Origin of the sequence: Enterococcus gilvus ATCC BAA-350 (genome assembly GCF_000407545.1) — a bacterium.
Taxonomy (GTDB): Bacteria; Bacillota; Bacilli; order Lactobacillales; family Enterococcaceae; genus Enterococcus_A; species Enterococcus_A gilvus.
Genome location: NZ_ASWH01000001.1, coordinates 371,748 through 388,185, shown reverse-complemented (window position 1 = coordinate 388,185; position 16,438 = coordinate 371,748). Strand labels below are relative to the sequence as shown.

13 protein-coding genes and 3 pseudogenes are annotated in these 16,438 nt (G+C 34.2%); 7 read left to right on the top strand and 9 right to left on the bottom strand.

Features of this window, described 5'->3' with window-relative positions; genetic code table 11:
- Nucleotides 1-166 precede the first annotated feature (166 nt).
- The 4 genes and pseudogenes from I592_RS22260 to I592_RS21890 form a co-directional block, all read right to left on the bottom strand.
- The gene (locus I592_RS22260; protein WP_367378541.1) at nucleotides 167-268 is read right to left on the bottom strand and encodes a hypothetical protein; all 102 of its coding nucleotides are present in this window, start codon (nucleotides 266-268) and stop codon (nucleotides 167-169) included.
- 132 nt (nucleotides 269-400) lie between these two features.
- Nucleotides 401-957, bottom strand: a pseudogene (locus tag I592_RS01885) (recombinase family protein).
- Nucleotides 958-1,292: 335 nt separating this feature from the next.
- Nucleotides 1,293-1,793 (bottom strand): thiamine pyrophosphate-dependent enzyme, encoded by a 501-nt coding sequence (locus I592_RS21895; RefSeq protein WP_010781930.1) that lies wholly within the window; start codon nucleotides 1,791-1,793, stop codon nucleotides 1,293-1,295.
- A gap of 96 nt (nucleotides 1,794-1,889) precedes the next feature.
- Nucleotides 1,890-2,966: a thiamine pyrophosphate-binding protein gene (locus tag I592_RS21890; protein ID WP_010781931.1), complete on the bottom strand. Its 1,077-nt coding sequence runs from the start codon at nucleotides 2,964-2,966 to the stop codon at nucleotides 1,890-1,892.
- 211 nt (nucleotides 2,967-3,177) lie between these two features.
- On the opposite strand from I592_RS21890, the gene I592_RS01875 reads away from it, so the two are divergent.
- The 5 genes from I592_RS01875 (at nucleotide 3,178) to I592_RS01855 (ending at nucleotide 7,988) form a co-directional block, all read left to right on the top strand.
- Nucleotides 3,178-3,546 carry a winged helix-turn-helix transcriptional regulator gene (locus I592_RS01875; protein WP_010781932.1) on the top strand — a complete coding sequence of 123 codons (369 nt, stop codon included), beginning with the start codon at nucleotides 3,178-3,180 and terminating at the stop codon, nucleotides 3,544-3,546.
- Nucleotides 3,547-3,710: 164 nt separating this feature from the next.
- Entirely contained in the window at nucleotides 3,711-4,241 is a 531-nt protein-coding gene (locus tag I592_RS01870) for a YbhB/YbcL family Raf kinase inhibitor-like protein (protein ID WP_010781933.1), read from the top strand.
- A gap of 37 nt (nucleotides 4,242-4,278) precedes the next feature.
- On the top strand, nucleotides 4,279-5,367 hold the full coding sequence (locus I592_RS01865) for an L-dopachrome tautomerase-related protein (RefSeq protein WP_010781934.1): 1,089 nt from the start codon (nucleotides 4,279-4,281) through the stop codon (nucleotides 5,365-5,367).
- 89 nt (nucleotides 5,368-5,456) lie between these two features.
- The gene (locus I592_RS01860; RefSeq protein ID WP_010781935.1) at nucleotides 5,457-6,542 is read left to right on the top strand and encodes a zinc-binding alcohol dehydrogenase family protein; all 1,086 of its coding nucleotides are present in this window, start codon (nucleotides 5,457-5,459) and stop codon (nucleotides 6,540-6,542) included.
- A gap of 225 nt (nucleotides 6,543-6,767) precedes the next feature.
- Nucleotides 6,768-7,988 (top strand): IS256 family transposase, encoded by a 1,221-nt coding sequence (locus I592_RS01855; protein WP_010781936.1) that lies wholly within the window; start codon nucleotides 6,768-6,770, stop codon nucleotides 7,986-7,988.
- Nucleotides 7,989-8,013: 25 nt separating this feature from the next.
- Here I592_RS01855 and I592_RS20875 read toward each other — a convergent pair.
- Nucleotides 8,014-9,140 (bottom strand): annotated as a pseudogene (locus I592_RS20875) (IS3 family transposase).
- Between the two features lie 899 nt (nucleotides 9,141-10,039).
- On the opposite strand from I592_RS20875, the gene I592_RS01840 reads away from it, so the two are divergent.
- Nucleotides 10,040-11,530, top strand: coding sequence for a helix-turn-helix domain-containing protein (locus tag I592_RS01840; RefSeq protein WP_010781939.1), 1,491 nt, complete (start codon nucleotides 10,040-10,042; stop codon nucleotides 11,528-11,530).
- Between the two features lie 51 nt (nucleotides 11,531-11,581).
- On the opposite strand, the pseudogene I592_RS01835 reads toward I592_RS01840, so the two are convergent.
- The 3 genes and pseudogenes from I592_RS01835 to I592_RS01825 all read right to left on the bottom strand — a co-directional run bounded on the left by I592_RS01835 (nucleotide 11,582) and on the right by I592_RS01825 (nucleotide 13,768).
- Nucleotides 11,582-12,260, bottom strand: a pseudogene (locus I592_RS01835) (IS6 family transposase).
- A 364-nt stretch (nucleotides 12,261-12,624) separates the two neighbouring features.
- Nucleotides 12,625-13,305, bottom strand: a complete 681-nt coding sequence (locus I592_RS01830) for an IS6 family transposase (protein ID WP_010781941.1) — start codon at nucleotides 13,303-13,305, stop codon at nucleotides 12,625-12,627.
- A 184-nt stretch (nucleotides 13,306-13,489) separates the two neighbouring features.
- The gene (locus tag I592_RS01825) at nucleotides 13,490-13,768 is read right to left on the bottom strand and encodes a hypothetical protein (protein WP_010781942.1); all 279 of its coding nucleotides are present in this window, start codon (nucleotides 13,766-13,768) and stop codon (nucleotides 13,490-13,492) included.
- Between I592_RS01825 and I592_RS01815 the strand changes: the two genes are divergently transcribed.
- A protein-coding gene (locus I592_RS01815; RefSeq protein ID WP_099046849.1) for an IS3 family transposase occupies nucleotides 13,767-14,869 on the top strand; the annotation gives its coding sequence in 2 pieces (ribosomal slippage) (nucleotides 13,767-13,971 and nucleotides 13,971-14,869; 1,104 coding nt in all). The genes I592_RS01825 and I592_RS01815 overlap by 2 nt on opposite strands.
- A 584-nt stretch (nucleotides 14,870-15,453) precedes the next feature.
- On the opposite strand, the gene I592_RS01810 is transcribed toward I592_RS01815, so the two are convergent.
- Entirely contained in the window at nucleotides 15,454-16,272 is an 819-nt protein-coding gene (locus I592_RS01810) for a hypothetical protein (protein ID WP_010781944.1), read from the bottom strand.
- Nucleotides 16,273-16,438 lie beyond the last annotated feature (166 nt).

Below are 16,438 nucleotides of genomic sequence, written 5' to 3'. Positions count from 1 at the left end.
TATTCCTTTAAAAATTTATAACCAACGAAAAAAATAATACGGAAAAATCTATAAACAGAATGAATAGAAAAAATAGACAGGCATTCTCTAAATATTACTCTCTGGTAATTCTTCGGGAGAGGTAATCTGACCTACTTTACGTGCTTCTTACTAATTGCTCCAAAAATTATGTGATTTTCTCTTGTATGACTATACTTATTCCGTGATTGGACCCGTCACCATAAATAGGGGCTTCTCGCTTTATGACATCATCTTGCCACTGGCATATTGAACAAATTAATCACTGTCTTCCATGAGTGAATAATCCCCACAACGGTTACATTTATAAACCATTCAATTCCCTACCTTTTTTTATTTCTCAATTTGCTTTCTAAAGTACTCACTTTTAAATAATAGTTTACTAATTTTCTATATTTTCCAGTTTATTAAGATATCGGTAAATGGTCGTTCGAGAGACGTTCCGACGATCGTATTGATCGGTGTACCACTATCTACTAGCGTCTTCAACAACTCTAAATCTTGTTTAGTAAGTTTTCAGGACTCCCACCAAATCTTCCCCATGCTCTCGCTGCAGCACGGCCAGTAGCCGAACGTTCAAAATTTTAGGTTGCGCTCAAATTCTGCGAATGCTGCAAACAAGTGAAACATTAATTGTCCGGTAGAACTCGATTTGTCCATCGTGATATTTTCTTGCAGACTATGAAAACCAACACCTCGATCATTCAACCTGTTTACAATTGAAATTAAGTCTTTCATATTTCTTCCTAGACGGTCCAATCGCCAAACAACTACAATGTCTCCTTCCCGAACAAAATCAATTGCAGTTTCTAAACATGGACGATTACTTTTTGCTCCGCTCATATGATCGGTAAAAATTTTATCACAACTAATTTTTTTAAGACTATCTTCCTTTAAATCTAAATTTTGTAATCCGGTAGAGACCAGGGCGTATCCGATTTTCTAATAAATCACTCCATTCTCAAAAATATTGCAACATAACTTTCAAACGGGATGTTTAAATGAACATAGATTGTGCTACGGGTTTATGAACATTTTTAAGTTCCAATACTTCATAAAAACGAGAAAAAAGAAAGTGTACAGAAAAGGACCATTTTCTGTACACTTTATTTCACGAAATATAGGGGCAATTTCAAACAATCCCATTATCAAAAATCACCCAATTATATTCTTCAAGATGATTAGTTAACTTTACATCACTGGATCAGGTGACAGGAGGAGAATAGACTTTAATGATCTTTAAAAGTATTTGAAAGTTTCAATACCTATAATAGTTAGACCAAATCAATCTTATCACGCAAATGGATATTTTCATGGTTGTCTTCAATTACCTCAATAACCATTGGTTCGGTTGAGCCATAAGCATTGACCAAAGCACTATCCAAGGCTTTTTTTGAATGAACCCGAAGTGATTTTATACCGTAGCTTTCGGCCATTTCTTTATAGCCAATATAATCAATATCTACTCCTTCCTTTTGTCCGCCATAATCCAATTCTTGCTGGAATTCAACCATATTATATTCCTTGTCAACCCAGATAATTTGAAGGACATTAAGCTTATAATGAGCAACAGTAGCTAATTCTTGGGAGGAGAACATAAAACTTCCATCTCCACCTGACGACAATATTTTTTCATTTGGACGAAGTAAAGATGCAGAGATAGACCATGGAAGACCAACACCTAGAGTTTGCTCACCATCGGACATTAGAAAATGTTTGGGACGATAAATATTTAGGTATGAGCCCATCCATACTTCATGACTGCCACCATCCATTACGACAGTAGTATCAGGATGAGCATCGATAGTTTTTTGTAAAGAATCAATAATTTCTAATGGATGTAGTGCATTAATGGAAGTGACTGAAGGAACTTATTTTTTCATCATTAATTTTTCTTGCATTATACGAATAGTCGCTTTCCAATCATCAGAAATATCTATTTTGGCTATAATATTAGCAATGTTTTTTAAGTTTTTTGCAATGTTTCCTAAAACTAAAATGTCTGGAATATAGGATTCATCTAAGTGATCAACGACCGTATCAATGTCTACAATTGTTTTTTTGTCAACGTTCCATACAGAAGCCCAATATTCAACTAGATTCAAACCTAAAGTGATAACTAAATCACTATTGTAAACCAACTCATCACCAGGTAAGTTGTTGAATAGTCCTACCCTACCTACATAATTTTTATTGAACTCACGAGTCAACAATCCCGTTGCTTCAAAGGTTTCAACAACTGGAATACCGGTTTTTTTAACAAAAGATTGGATTGCTTCTGCATCATTTTCACCAGCAGCACGTGCTCCAACAATGATTACCGGACGCTTGGCATCTTTAATTTTATCGACGGCCGCTACGACTGTTGTATCATCGGCAATAGTATTGATCAATTGTTTAGTTAAGGTTGAGAATTCCAGCCCATTCTTTTTAGTTTCTCCCAGCAAAATATTACCAGGAACATCCATGAATACTGCGCCAGGGTTTCCATTTATACTCGAAAAATAAGCGTTTGCTAATTCATCCGCTAAAACATCTGTATTTTGGATTTCTTTGGCATATTTAGTGATAGTTGAATCATTCATGACACCAGAAATATTTGGATTTTGTGGATATGGGGTTAATAATTTATCTTGTGGGACTTGTCCGGCAATCGCCAAAACAGGATCCCCATCAGAAGTCGCTGTTGCTAAAGGGGTGACCAAGTTCAAAGCTCCCGGCCCTGAAGTGGTCATTACAACACCCGGTTTACCAGTAATACGGCCGATTCCCTGAGCCATAAATCCAGCATTTTGTTCATGTCTGACTGTAATAACAGTAATCTCTTTCTCACGCTTCTTCAAGGCCATCAATAAAGGCCCCAACTTACCACCAGGTAGTTGAAAAACATACTTTACTCCATTCTTTATCAGTGTGTCTACAATCAAATCTGCACCATTCATACTCATATAAATCACTCCTAAATTTTTTGGTAAGTTGTTTATTAAGATTACTTAAGAAGATTGTAAAGGTAACAAAATTCCTTACTCGTGGACTATAGTCTTAAAGAACTGTCATGTAAATTAGGGAATTTTTTTATACGTAGTAAGTTAAAACAGTTTACAAAAAGTAAGTAAATACTTATGATGACACTAAATAAGCGTTTGGAGTGAATGTATCTTGACAAGAAAAATATATAACTGTGAAAAAGGCTGCTCTGTAGAATCCACGTTGCAAATTATTTCAGGACGTTGGAAAAGCGTTATTTTGTATCATCTAATGTACGATGGTGAGAGCCGCTATAATCAACTGCAAAAATTTATTCCTGGAATTACTAGAAGAATGCTATCGCTACAATTAAAGGATTTAGAAAATGATGGCTTGATTTATCGGAAAGTGATCAACGAGAAACCTCTGATGGTCATTTATGGGATGACTAACTATGGAAATTCTTTGAATCCAATAATTGACATGCTCTATAATTGGGGAGAAGATTTTAACCATAAAAATGCTGGGAAATTAGAAGAAGAATGCCTTGCTTGCTACTAAAAAAGGAAACGTCACAACGGCGTTTCCTTTTTTAGTAGCATACAATCAATCGTATAGTGAACTAAAGGAGTATAAAAAATTTCCCTAATTTACTTTCTATTTTTAGAAGAGTAATCTAATCCGTGTTGATGAAAATAACTAAATATTAAATAGGAGGATGTACTATGAATAATCCGTTTTTAGGATTACAGAATGTTCCGTCATTTGACGTAAAAAGTAAAGATATTGTAGAAAAAAAGGATTTAGATATGAAATTTATGTCTGGAGATTTTGGCATAAAAGGTGGAGAGGATATCTCTCCTGAAGTAAGCTGGAAAGGTGCTCCTAGTGATACTAAAAGCTTTGTCGTAACTTTATACGATCCAGATGCCCCGACTGGTTCTGGCTTCTGGCATTGGGCTGTAGCAAATATACCTAGATCTGTTCATGAATTAATACAAGATGCAGGAAATAAAGACAACTCAAAATTACCTTCTGGAGCTATTCAATTACCAAATGACGCTCGTGCCAAGAAATATACAGGTGCTGCTCCCCCTAAAGGACATGGTGTACATCATTACTTTCTGACTGTCTGGGCTTTAGATATTGAAAGGGTGTTGATTCCTGAAGAATCTACGCCAGCTTTTCTAGGGTTCAATATGTTTGGACATGTAATAGCTCGTGGAGTATTAAAATTTGAAGTAGAAGTCAAATAAATTTAGTTTTATTTCAAAATTGAAAGGAAGAAATATTATGGATTTTCCAACAGAAAAAATTTTTGGTGAGTTAGAGCAAGTACAAGCTTTTTATGATGAGATGCCCACAGGAGTCAGCGTATCTGAGACTGGACGCATCTTCATTAATTTCCCCGAATGGGGGGACGATGTGAAATCAACCGTTGTCGAAATTGTCGATGGAAACTTGGTTCCTTATCCTAGTCAAGAGATTAACAACTTTGATCCTGTTCACCCAGAAAAAGGGTTTCTGAGTGTTCAAAGTATCGTTGCTGACGGTGAAGGGACTCTGTGGGTGTTAGATACTGCCGCACCTAACTTTGAAGCTCCCATAAAAGGCGGTGCAAAATTAGTAGCCATTGATTTGGATAGTAACGAAATTCGTAGTGTCTATACTTTCTCAAAGGATGTCGTTTTAGACTCTACTTATTTAAATGATGTAAGAATTGACTTGCGCAGAGGAACCGAAGGGGTGGCTTATATTACGGATTCTTCAATAACTGGACCCGGAGCATTGATTGTGTTAGACCTTGGTACAGGCGATTCCTTTCGCATTTTAGACGGAGCGCATTCGACTGCGGTTGACCCAGATTTTATTCCTAAAGTTGAGGGAGAACTCTTAATGAATCGAGAAAAAGATGGCACCACTTCTTTATGGCAAGTAGCTGCTGACGGTATCGCTATCTCTCCAAATGGGAAAATTTTATACTTCAGCCCACTATCAAGCCGTCATTTATATTCTATAGAAACAGATTTAATTTTTGATAAAAAAGTTGAGGATAATGATTTAGAAAGATTTGTTCAGGACTTGGGTGAAAAAGGGGCTTCAGATGGGATGATTACCGCTTCAGACGGGACTATCTATGCCGGTGATTATGAAAACAACAGCATTCGAATCATTAAACCAGATGGTTCTATGTCGACTTTAGCACATGACCCTCGAATTTTATGGCCCGATACTCTATCAATTGGACCGGACAAATATCTATACTTTAATAGTAATCAACTGCAACGTCAGGTTGGATTCCATATGGGAATCGATTTACGAGAAAAACCGTATAGTTTATTCCGCATATATATTGGGAAAGATCCTGCAAAAGTAAAATAAGTAACGATTTTTTCAAAATTCGATTATTTGTATCATAATAGTAGTAGTTGCTCATAAAAGTATTTATTGTAAAAATTGGAGGGATATTAATGTTAGAAAATAAATTTATGAATGCCGTTGGTTTTTTTGAAGGCTTACCGATTGATAATCATCAAAGTTTCATTGATGAAAAGAAAATAGTGCCCAAACCATCTCCAAATGATTTACTGGTAAAAGTAAGCGCGGTATCTGTTAATCCTGTAGATACTAAGATTCGTCAAAATTCTATCAAGAGAAATGCGCTTCAAGTTTTAGGATTTGATGCAGTCGGTGAAGTGGTCTCGATGGGGGAAAAAGTTAAAAAATTCAAAATTGGCGATCGTGTTTTTTACGCGGGCACTACTACCCGATCGGGTAGTAATCAAGAGTATCAACTAGTGAATGAACAAATTGTGGCGTTAGCTCCAAAGAGTTTATCGGATGAAGAAGCTGCTGCATTACCACTTACATCTTTAACTGCTTACGAGTTGCTTTTTGAAAAATTTGGTATAATTCCAGAAAAAAATGCTAATAAAGGAAAAAATATTTTAGTAATAAATGGTGCTGGTGGTGTGGGATCTGTATTGAATCAATTGGCACATTGGGCTGGCTTAGAAGTTTACGCAACTGCAAGTCCTAAAAATTTCGAGTGGTTAGAAAAGTATGGTGTAGATCACCCTATTGATTACCATGATGATTTAAAAGAAAGTTTAAGAAAGCTAAATGTTCAGGAATTCAATTATATAGCTGTATTATTCGATATCTCAAGTTATATAGAACAAATTAAACATATGGTTAAACCTTTTGGTCATGTGGGAACAATTGTAGGCGTTCATGAACCTCTAGATATAAGTGAATGGAAAAACTTGTCTGTTAGTTTTGATTGGGAATATATGTTTGCCAAAACGGATCATGAATATGAAATAGAGACACAAGGAAAAGCTTTGGAAAAAATTTCAAAATTAGCAGATGAAGGGAATATAAAAACTTCTTTGAGCAAAGTATATTCAACCGGAATTAATGCCTCAAATATTAAAAAAGCAACTCAGGATGTCGAAAACGGTCACATGCTAGGTAAGGTTGTTATCAGTGGAGAATTTAATGGTGGAGAATTTAATGGTGGAGAATTTAATGGTGTAGTATCTCTTGGAGAATGACTCTCCCTGTTAAATAAGAAAACACTCAGCAATTGAAGTGACCCCCAAAAGTTAGACTTTTTTAGGAGTAGAGAAATTGGAAATGTCAAGAAAAACTGGACATTAAGTTAAGGGTGTGTGTGTTTTCTTTATCGAACTCTTTAGGAGATCGATAGAGGGTGTACAATATTTTGTGTAAGTTCCAAAATAGTAGGATAGACAAAACAGACTTGGAGGAACGAAGCAATGAGTATGCTCTCAAAAAATCAAATTAGAGAAATGATCCAACAGTACGATATTAAAACGACAGATGACATTAAAAACGCCTTTAAAGATATGTTTAGCGAAGCGGTTCAGGAAATTATGGAAGCCGAATTAGACACACATTTGGGCTATGAAAAGAACTCTAAGGAACAAAAAGACACGGTAAACAGACGTAATGGGACCAGTTCTAAGACCTTACGGTCTTCAGAATATGGAGAAGTCCCACTCGCTGTCCCTCGTGATCGAAATGGTGAATTTGAACCAACCATCATAAAGAAAAATCAAACCTCTTTATCTGGACTGGAAGATCAAATTATTGCTATGTATACCAAAGGATTGAGTACGCGCGATATTCAGGATCATTTTGCTGACTTATACGGTGCTGAAGTGTCACCTACATTGATTTCAAATGTAACCAATAAGATTTTACCTTTGGTAAAAGAATGGCAAAATCGCCCTTTAGAAGCACTCTATCCAATTATTTTTATGGATGCGATTCTTTTTAAAGTACGTCATGAAGGCCGCATTCAATCAAAAGCAGCTTATGTCGTTTTAGGAGTAACGATTGAAGGGTACAAGGATGTTTTAGGTATATGGATTGGAGAATCTGAATCATCAAAATTTTGGCTAATGTTCTTAAATGAATTAAAGAATCGTGGTATCCAAGATATCTTAATCGCTTACACTGACAATTTTAAAGGGCTTAGTGAAGCAATTGAAGCGACATTTCCACAAACAGAAGTTCAAAAATGTATCGTTCATCAAATTCGCAACAGTATTCGCTTTGTTGGCTATAAAGATTTGAAAGCAGTAACCAGTGATTTAAAGCCAATATATAAAGTGCCTACAGAAGAATTGGCACTGGAAGCACTCAGCGAATTTGATGAAAAACGGGGAAAGAAATATCCAATCATTCCCAAAAGTTGGATGGATAATTGGACGGAACTAGCAACATTTTTCAAGTATCCAGCAGAATTACGACGCATTATTTACACAACGAATGTGATTGAGGGCTTTCACCGTCAGCTTCGAAAACCGACAAAATCAAAAAGTATTTTTCCATCGGATGAATCGTTACTAAAAATGTTCTATCTTGTAACGATGGATGTGACAAAAAAATGGACCATGAAGGTCCAAGATTGCGGCCAAATTCTGTCACAATTCGTTATCTTTTTTGAAGACAGAGTCACTGATCACATTTAAGGGAAAAGAACTTATACAAAATTATTTACAGCCCCGATCGATACCCCAATGCCGAATGCATCCGTTTTGTATTATAGTAAGTTTCAATATATTTAAATATTTCTTGTTGAGCTTGACCAATGTCTGTGAAATTTGCATCGTTGATCAGCTCTCTTTTTATTGTTTTGTAAAAAGATTCCATCAAAGCATTATCATAAGGATTTCCTTTTCGACTCATATTTGAAGTCATTTCACATTTACGAAGAACTTTTTGAAAAGCAGAACTTGTATACTGAGAACCCTGATCGGTATGAATAATTAATTTTTTTTCCAGAACGCTCTTTTCCAATAGCTTGTATAAATGCATTTAAGACAAGCTGAGTTGTCATTCTAGAGGACATGGCCCATCCCATAATTTTTCGGTTATAAACATCAATAAACACAGCTAAGTAGAGTGTTCTTTTTTTAAAGGAATGTAGGTGATATCACCTAACCAAATTTCATTCTTTTTCATAGATTTAAACGTCTGATTGACAAGGTTGGGATGAGTTAGGGAAGGGCGGCTTCGATTGTAATATTTGTACTTATAGGTGCTTCCTTTTGCGTACAAATTTAATTCGTGAAGTAATCTACCAACATGTTTCCTATTTACCTGAATTCCTTTTTTCTGAAGAACTTTAGTAATTCGAATTGACCCATACCTTCCATGATGTTCATGAAAGATTGATTGAATCTCCTCTTTGAGGAGTTCATTCTCTAACTTCCTTTTTGAAGGTTTTCTTTTGAGAAATTCGTAAAATCCTGATTTTGAAACATTTAGTGTTTTACAAGCCCATTGAATTTTTAATTCTTTTTGATGCTCTTTTATAAATTGGAATCGGATTTCTTGTTTGGTTTCAAGAATACCTGGAACTTTTTTAATAATTCTAGTTCCTCTCTTAAATAACGATTTTCTTGTTCAAGTTTTTTTATCTCATATTGAGCATCAAAAAATGCGCTTCCCTTACCAGGAAACACACCTTCTCCAAATTTTTCGTATTCTTGAACCCACCGATACAGACTACTAGCATGAACGTCCAATTGATTACTCACTTCTTTTACAGAAAAATCATCCTCAATAATTAGTTTTACAGCAGCTGTTTTGAATGCTTCATCAAATGAACGTCTCGGCATAATCTAGATCCTCGCTTTCTCTTTTCTTTTTTTCTAGCTAGTTTATTATACCAAGTCCAAATCAAGGAGTTAGATTTTTGGTCTAACTTTTGGGGGTCGGTTCAAATTATTCCTTCTTTTTTTCTACTCATTGAACGCATAAGAATAGTTTACTATTTCACTGATAGATTCTAACGTATTATCAAAAAGTGGTTTCACCATAAATACTTCATCTGGAACGTCAAAAGGGGGACAACGTGGTATTTACTCTCTGGTGCATAACCAAACTTTGGATAGGAATTCGGATGGCCGAGATACTTATAAATTTGTAGTTTAACAATGTTTCTCTCTCTTCTAATTCAACTAAAATTTTACTTTCGACACCTTTCCCCTGATGATTAACAGCTACGTCAAGAGTTGTTAAAACTAGACTAATATGTGTAATGCCCTCAGGGTTAATGATTTTCACTTAACAAACAATACTCTATTATGGAGCCATTATCTTCAAAAGCAACGACCTCTAAATCAGGGACATACGATCTAATTAATCGAATTTTATTAACTAACTCCGCTTCATACCATGTCAGTGTTCCGTGCGGTCAATAGTCTGACTTATTATCCTATCGACTACTATAAAAACTCTCTTCTCTATCATTCTGTATTTACAAACTAATATTCAGGTGCTTGGTAATTGTAACTATCCCTGTCTATAAATGAGAATCTCGAAACTATTTTATAGCAATTTAAATCTCATTTATATTTGTATAGCATGCAAAATAATTTGCATATTACGGCATTGTTAGTTCACTGTTAGAAAAATCGATGTTGAGATGTAATCCCCATTTGTAAACTGTATTTTGCTCATGTAAGCAAATTAATTAGGGACAAGCAGACTAAAAATATTAGTGAGGTGTATACTCTTGAACAAAAAAATTTATAGTTTATTAGGGAAGAACAATAGAAAACATATATCTATAATTGAGATACTTCAAAATGAAGAAAATTGGATTACAATCGAAAAGGTAAGCGAACAATTAAAAATAAGTAGTCGAAGCACTCAAAGATATATACACCATCTAAAAATAATTATAGACAATTGTAATCAGGACAGGGATCTAACTATTCAGCTACATTATGAAAAATTTAAGGGACTTAAATTAGATATAAACGATTTCACTACTGAAATATTAAAGACATATATTTTACAAGAAGATGAGAATATTAAACTACTACTCGATATATGCACAAGAAAGTCAAAAATTTTAAGTAAATATGCTGAGGACAATAGACTTAGTAGCTATGCTGTCAGAAGTTCTGTATTAAGAATAAATAGCTTACTTAAACAACATAAATTGAGAATTTCGACAAACGATTTATTAATTATTGGTGAAGAGAAAAGAATACGATTTTATATTTATTTTTTTTTGTGGGAAATCACAAAAAATGAAGAGTGGCCTTTTGATTATGTAGATGAAAACAAAATCTATCAATCAATTGAACAAATTGAGATAGATCATGCAATTGTATATTCTAATATTCAGAAGAAACGTATAGCCTATTTTATCGCTATCTGTTTGATTAGAAGTAGGAAAAACTTTAATATAAAAAACATTGATGATTGGGATTCTTACTTAAATTTTTCTGCCTTAAAAAATGATAAAGAGATTGCTAGGGAAAAGAAAAAATATCAACTATTTAATGAAAATGAGTTATTATTTCTTTTGGTTGTTATACAGATGAATTTTGGCATGTACCAATCATCTAAAATAAAATCTCGTATTTTAAATTATCATAGAAAATATGAAACAGATATTTATAGGGCAACAAATATTGTATTCAAAGAATTTCAAAAAGCATTTTTTTCAATCCCAAAAGAATATATTGAGAGTTTCTATAACTTCATTTTTTGTACACACCTCCAAATTGCAACTCTTTCTGACGTTCTTATAGATTTTGACAGTTACGATGTTTTAGAAACCAGACCTATTCCGAATGAACTAATCTGCAAAATACATTCTTTTATTGAAAAGATGAGAGGGCTTATAAGTAGTAATATTTTTTATATGAATGATCTATTGATAAGAAGATATCTTTTAATTTTTTTATTCTTTGAACGATGTGCAACTTATCAGCCACAAATAACGTTGGGGATAGATTGTGATATGCCTTTTTTCATAAAAGAACTTTTTAAGAAAAAAATTGCAAGACATTTTGAAGGGATTTATAATTTAAACATAGTAGAAACTAAAATTAAATCAAAAAAAAGTAGCTTAATCGTCACAGATCTTATGGAAAAAAATTCGTTTCAGGAAAACAATATTTGTATTGTAGATTATTCATTGAAGTCAAATGATTATTTGATGATTGGTAAAGAAATAGAGAAGGTTCTTAGAAAAAATAATCGTAAATAAGGTTCTGTTGCAAAAGAAAAAAATACATCAACATTTATCAAATTAGTTTTTTTATAAAGCGTGAATCCCTAATAATCCCTTAATCTCTGTACAGACTGAAAAGCCAAAAAGAGTTCCTTCTTTTCGGCTTTTCTTATATATTCTTAGAATCGTTTCCATGCCCTTAATCGTGGCTGAGGCGGTATGTAGACTGCGATAAAATTTATTCCGACGCTTAATTGGTCGATGATCTTGTTCAATCAAATTATTTAAATATTTTACGGTTCAATGTTTTGTATGTTGATAAATCCCATTATTCTGCAACTTTTTGAAGGCACAGGCAATCGACGGCGCTTTATCAGAGAACCTTTGGTTCTCCAAAATGGTTAAACAGTCTCTTTAAGAACGCATACGCAGCTTGTGTATTGCGTTTTTTTCGTAGCCATATATCTAAGGTTAAGCCATCTGCATCGATGGCCCGATACAGATAATGCCACTTGCCTTTAATTTTGATATAGGTTTCGTCCATCTTCCACGAATAAAAAGACTGCTTGTTTTTCTTTTTCCAGATCTGATAAAGTAATTTTCCGTATTCCTGAACCCAACGGTAAATGGTTGTATGACAGACCTCAATGCCACGATCATAGAGAATTTCTTGTACTTCACGATAACTGAGGTTATATCGAAGATAATAACCAACAGCTACAATAATCACGTCTTCTTGGAATTGTTTTCCTTTAAAATGGTTCATATCTTCGTTCCTCCCGGATCCTTTTAGCTAGATTTTACACTAAAAGGACTTGATTGAAAAACTTTGCAACAGAACCGATTATTTAAATTTTATCTAAATTGTGCTCTTATTAAATTTTGAACTCTAAGACTTTTTCAGTGAACTTGTCGTCAGTTTTCTGACAGGAATGCCATCAGCGATTATTCTATGGTTTCTTTATTTGTATGAAAAAGTACTTCTTTAACAGCGATATTTCTTTTACACAAAAACAGAAGATAAGATAAACTCGAAAATCCATATAAACACCAGGTAAACCAAGTTTGTGTGTCTGGTTCTGTTGCAAACTTTTAAAACGAACAATTTCACCAGAATTTCGTGTCTTCATTTAAACAGGGATACTCAGTAAAATCTTGATTTCTAAACAGACTGAAAAGCCGAAAAGAGTGCCTTCTTTTCGGCTTTTTTTGTAGACTCCTCGAATTGCTTCCATACCTTTTATCGTGGTTGAGGCCGTTCGCAAACTGCGATAAAATTTATTCCGACGTTTGATTGGTCGGTGATCTTGCTCAATCAAATTATTGAGATATTTGACGGTTCGATGTTCGGTTTTCATGTATAGACTGTTTTTCTGTAATTTTTTAAACGCGCTGCTAATAGAGGGCGCTTTGTCTGTTACTAGAACCTTTGGTTCGCCGAACTGTTTCCGTAATCGTTTTAGGAACGCATACGCTGCTTGTGTATCGCGTTTCTTACGCAGCCAAATATCTAAGGTTAAACCGTCTGCATCGATGGCACGATACAAATAATGCCATTTCCCTTTTATTTTGATATAAGTTTCATCCATTTTCCACGAATAGAAGGACTGTCTATTTTTCCTTTTCCAAATTTCATACAGGATTTTGCCATATTCTTGTACCCAACGATAAATCGTGGTGTGACAAACATGGATTCCACGATCATAAAGTATTTCTTGAACATCTCGATAGCTGAGATTATAGCGAAGATAGTAGCCGACGGCTACTTTAATTACGTCTTTTTGAAATTGTTTACCCTTAAAATGATTCATCTTCGTTTCCTCCAGCATTTTTTCAACCAGTGTACCCTAAATTCAGACTATCGGAAAACTTTGCAACAGAACCAGTGTTCTTTTTTTCATAAAAATCCTCCTATTTAAACTTTCAATAACTACTTATATTTTACACTTAAAATTTAGTCTATTCCCCCTATAACAAGTCTTCTCTTAAGTGTTATTATTGCTGATACTCCATATATTGTCCTTCTTTGCCTACATCTACATCCGGCACTACTAATGATAATGTACCTTCACTGTCATAAAATAAGTAAAGTTTGGCACCTTCCCAATCTGAAAAAGTTTTTCCCAAGTTTGATAACTGTCTACCTAAACTTATTTCAGTATTTACGTTTACATCTCTTTTAGGAGTTGATCCGTCGTAGCCTTGAACAAAAATTCTTTCTGTCGTAGAATTTTTTATTTCTGCTCTATAAGTAGAACTATCATTAAAATCCATCGTTAAGCTTTACGAAAATGACAAATCTCAAAATTCTCTTGCTAAAGAATATGGATTGGCTATTTCCACTATCGCCCGCTGGGTGAAACAGTATTCGGAAGTTAAATTTGATGATGGCTCGATCCTAACGGCTCGTCAGATCCAACAACTTCAAAAAAGAAATGTCCAACTTGAAGAGGAAAACCTTATCTTAAAAAAAGCGATTGCGATATTCTCGCCACACTCGACGAACGACTAAAAGCCATTGATTTTCTTCGACACGAACATAAAATTAGTACACTTTGTCGTGTTCTCAAGGTGAATCGATCCACTTACTACAAACGAGTTTCTGCAAGCCCAGCTCCTCGAACATTAGAAAATCAACAATTGAGAAAGCAGATTCTAGAGATTTATACCGCTACTCAAAAGAGAATTGGTGCTGCAAAAATCCAAAGGATTTTATTGCGTGATTATGGCGTTTCTATTAGTGTTGGGCGAGCTTATCGACTAATGAAGTCGATGACTCTTCCTAAAATGTCTACCAGTAAACCTGCTTTTAAGAAACAAGATCGCAAGGTTTCTTTAGAACGCCCCAATCATCTCAATCAAGCGTTTAGCCCTCCTGCTCCAAATCAAGTATGGACAAGCGATTTCTCGTATATTCCTGTAGGAAAGAAGGGCTTTGTTTATCTATGTGTGATTCTTGATTTATTTTCTAGAAAAGTGATTGCTTGGTCTGTAGGTCCCAAAATTGATAGTGAATTAGCACTATCAACGCTAAAAAAAGCTATTTCATCTAGAAAACTAGAAGCACCTGTTCTATTTCATACAGATCAAGGCTCCCAGTATACGTCATTCCAGTTTAGAAAATATCTGGAAGATCAACCAATTACACGGTCCTTATCCAAGCCAGGTTATCCTTGGGATAACGCTGTAACAGAATCATTTTTTAAATATATGAAGAAAGAAGAGCCCAAAAGAAGAACATTTTCTTCTATTCAAAAGGTACAACTTTCGTGTTTTGAATACATCGAAGGCTTTTATAATACACAACGGCCTCATGGCACATTAGATATGCTTACACCCAATGAAATGGAGGAAAATTATTTTGCTCATCTATAAGTATCTGCTATTTTTGTGTCTACTTTATTGACATCTATCCACTTTACTTACTTTTAATAACTGTTAAAATAAATAGTAGAGTAGCAGAATTTCCCCCAGAGAAACTTCCCCAAGTTCCCTGATTCTGCTACTATTTTTACAAGGAGTGATATAAATCACATAATTGTATTCTAACGAAAACTATATTTTTTTCAAAAAATACGAAAAAATATAGTGATAATGATTCATAGAGACACCTATACCAACATAAAAATTAGGGTTGTTCATCATAGCATTAACAACTCTAACTATTTTTTTGTCAAATACGCAAAAAAAATAATCCAATGTTCAGACTATCTAGTTGCTTATTAGAAAATACTTATTCTTCCTAAGCAAATACATGAAATACCTCATCCGTTTTTTTTACATTCTTCAATCAATTTCGGAAATCTAAGTTCATTAGACTTCGAGATACCTTGCTTAAAATCCTGAATGAAAATCTTTTGATTTTTTTATTATTAATTGATATGACGAAAAAAGCTGCGGAACTTCTCCGTAGCTTTTCTTAGTAATTCCCTTTGATTTATCCAACGCACCGACACAGATTATTTCCCTTTTTCAGGTAAAACTACACCGAGATCAAACGCAATCTTTCTAATTCTATCCCTGGTTTCTTCGTATTTGTAATTTAGATTGATCACTCTGTAATAGGTTCTGCGTGTAATTGCTAACTTGCTTATTGCTTCAGTTATCGGAACACGTTCCTTTTCTTTATAGATAAGCAATAACCGTTCAATTTGCTTATCGGTCAATTGACAGCCACCACGCCTCTTACTATCAAGGGTATTTTTTTTATCTTCTGGATTCAGCCCTTCCCCCGTTCTTTTCTTTTGGTGAAAAAATGGTTTTATAGTTTCTAACTCCCTAATCTTCTTCTTTTGAACGAGTATCTCACTTTTTAAATTACTAATCTTTTTATTATACACTTGAGCAGAGTTCGCAATTTTTTGATCACTATCATATTCTTTTAAATCGAGAATTTTCTTTTTTCTATTTAGCTGATCCTCTAAATCTAACGCTCTATTATAAAACGCTATTTCCTCTTCACTTCTTTTTTTCAATTTTCCTTTCACTCTTTCGAGTTCATTTTCTAGTCTATCTGCTCTCTCTTTTTCTTCATTACATTCCCTCTCGAGTTTTTCAATTCTTTCTTTATATGTTTTTTTATTTTGGAGGTGAATCTTTCTTAACTTCCTATTTTCTTTTTTCAAGCCTTCTGCCACGTCTATCCATGAAAATAAAAGACTATGAATCTCCTCATCACTTCCAGCATATATCATAAATCCTGGTCCATTTTTTTTAGTTAATTTCAGCAACAAGTCATAAGTACTTTCCTTCTTCTCGTCCGCGTTATCATTCCTCATACCATCCACCCTCTTTTGTATCTTTTATATTAATATAAAAGATACACATAAATGCAAAAACAATCAATGCTTCTATTGGTTTACAGCTTCCTTTCAGTACATAATATCCTCTTTTATGAAGGATGTTTCATCTACCCTTAGACACTATTTTTTTCACAAAATTCTG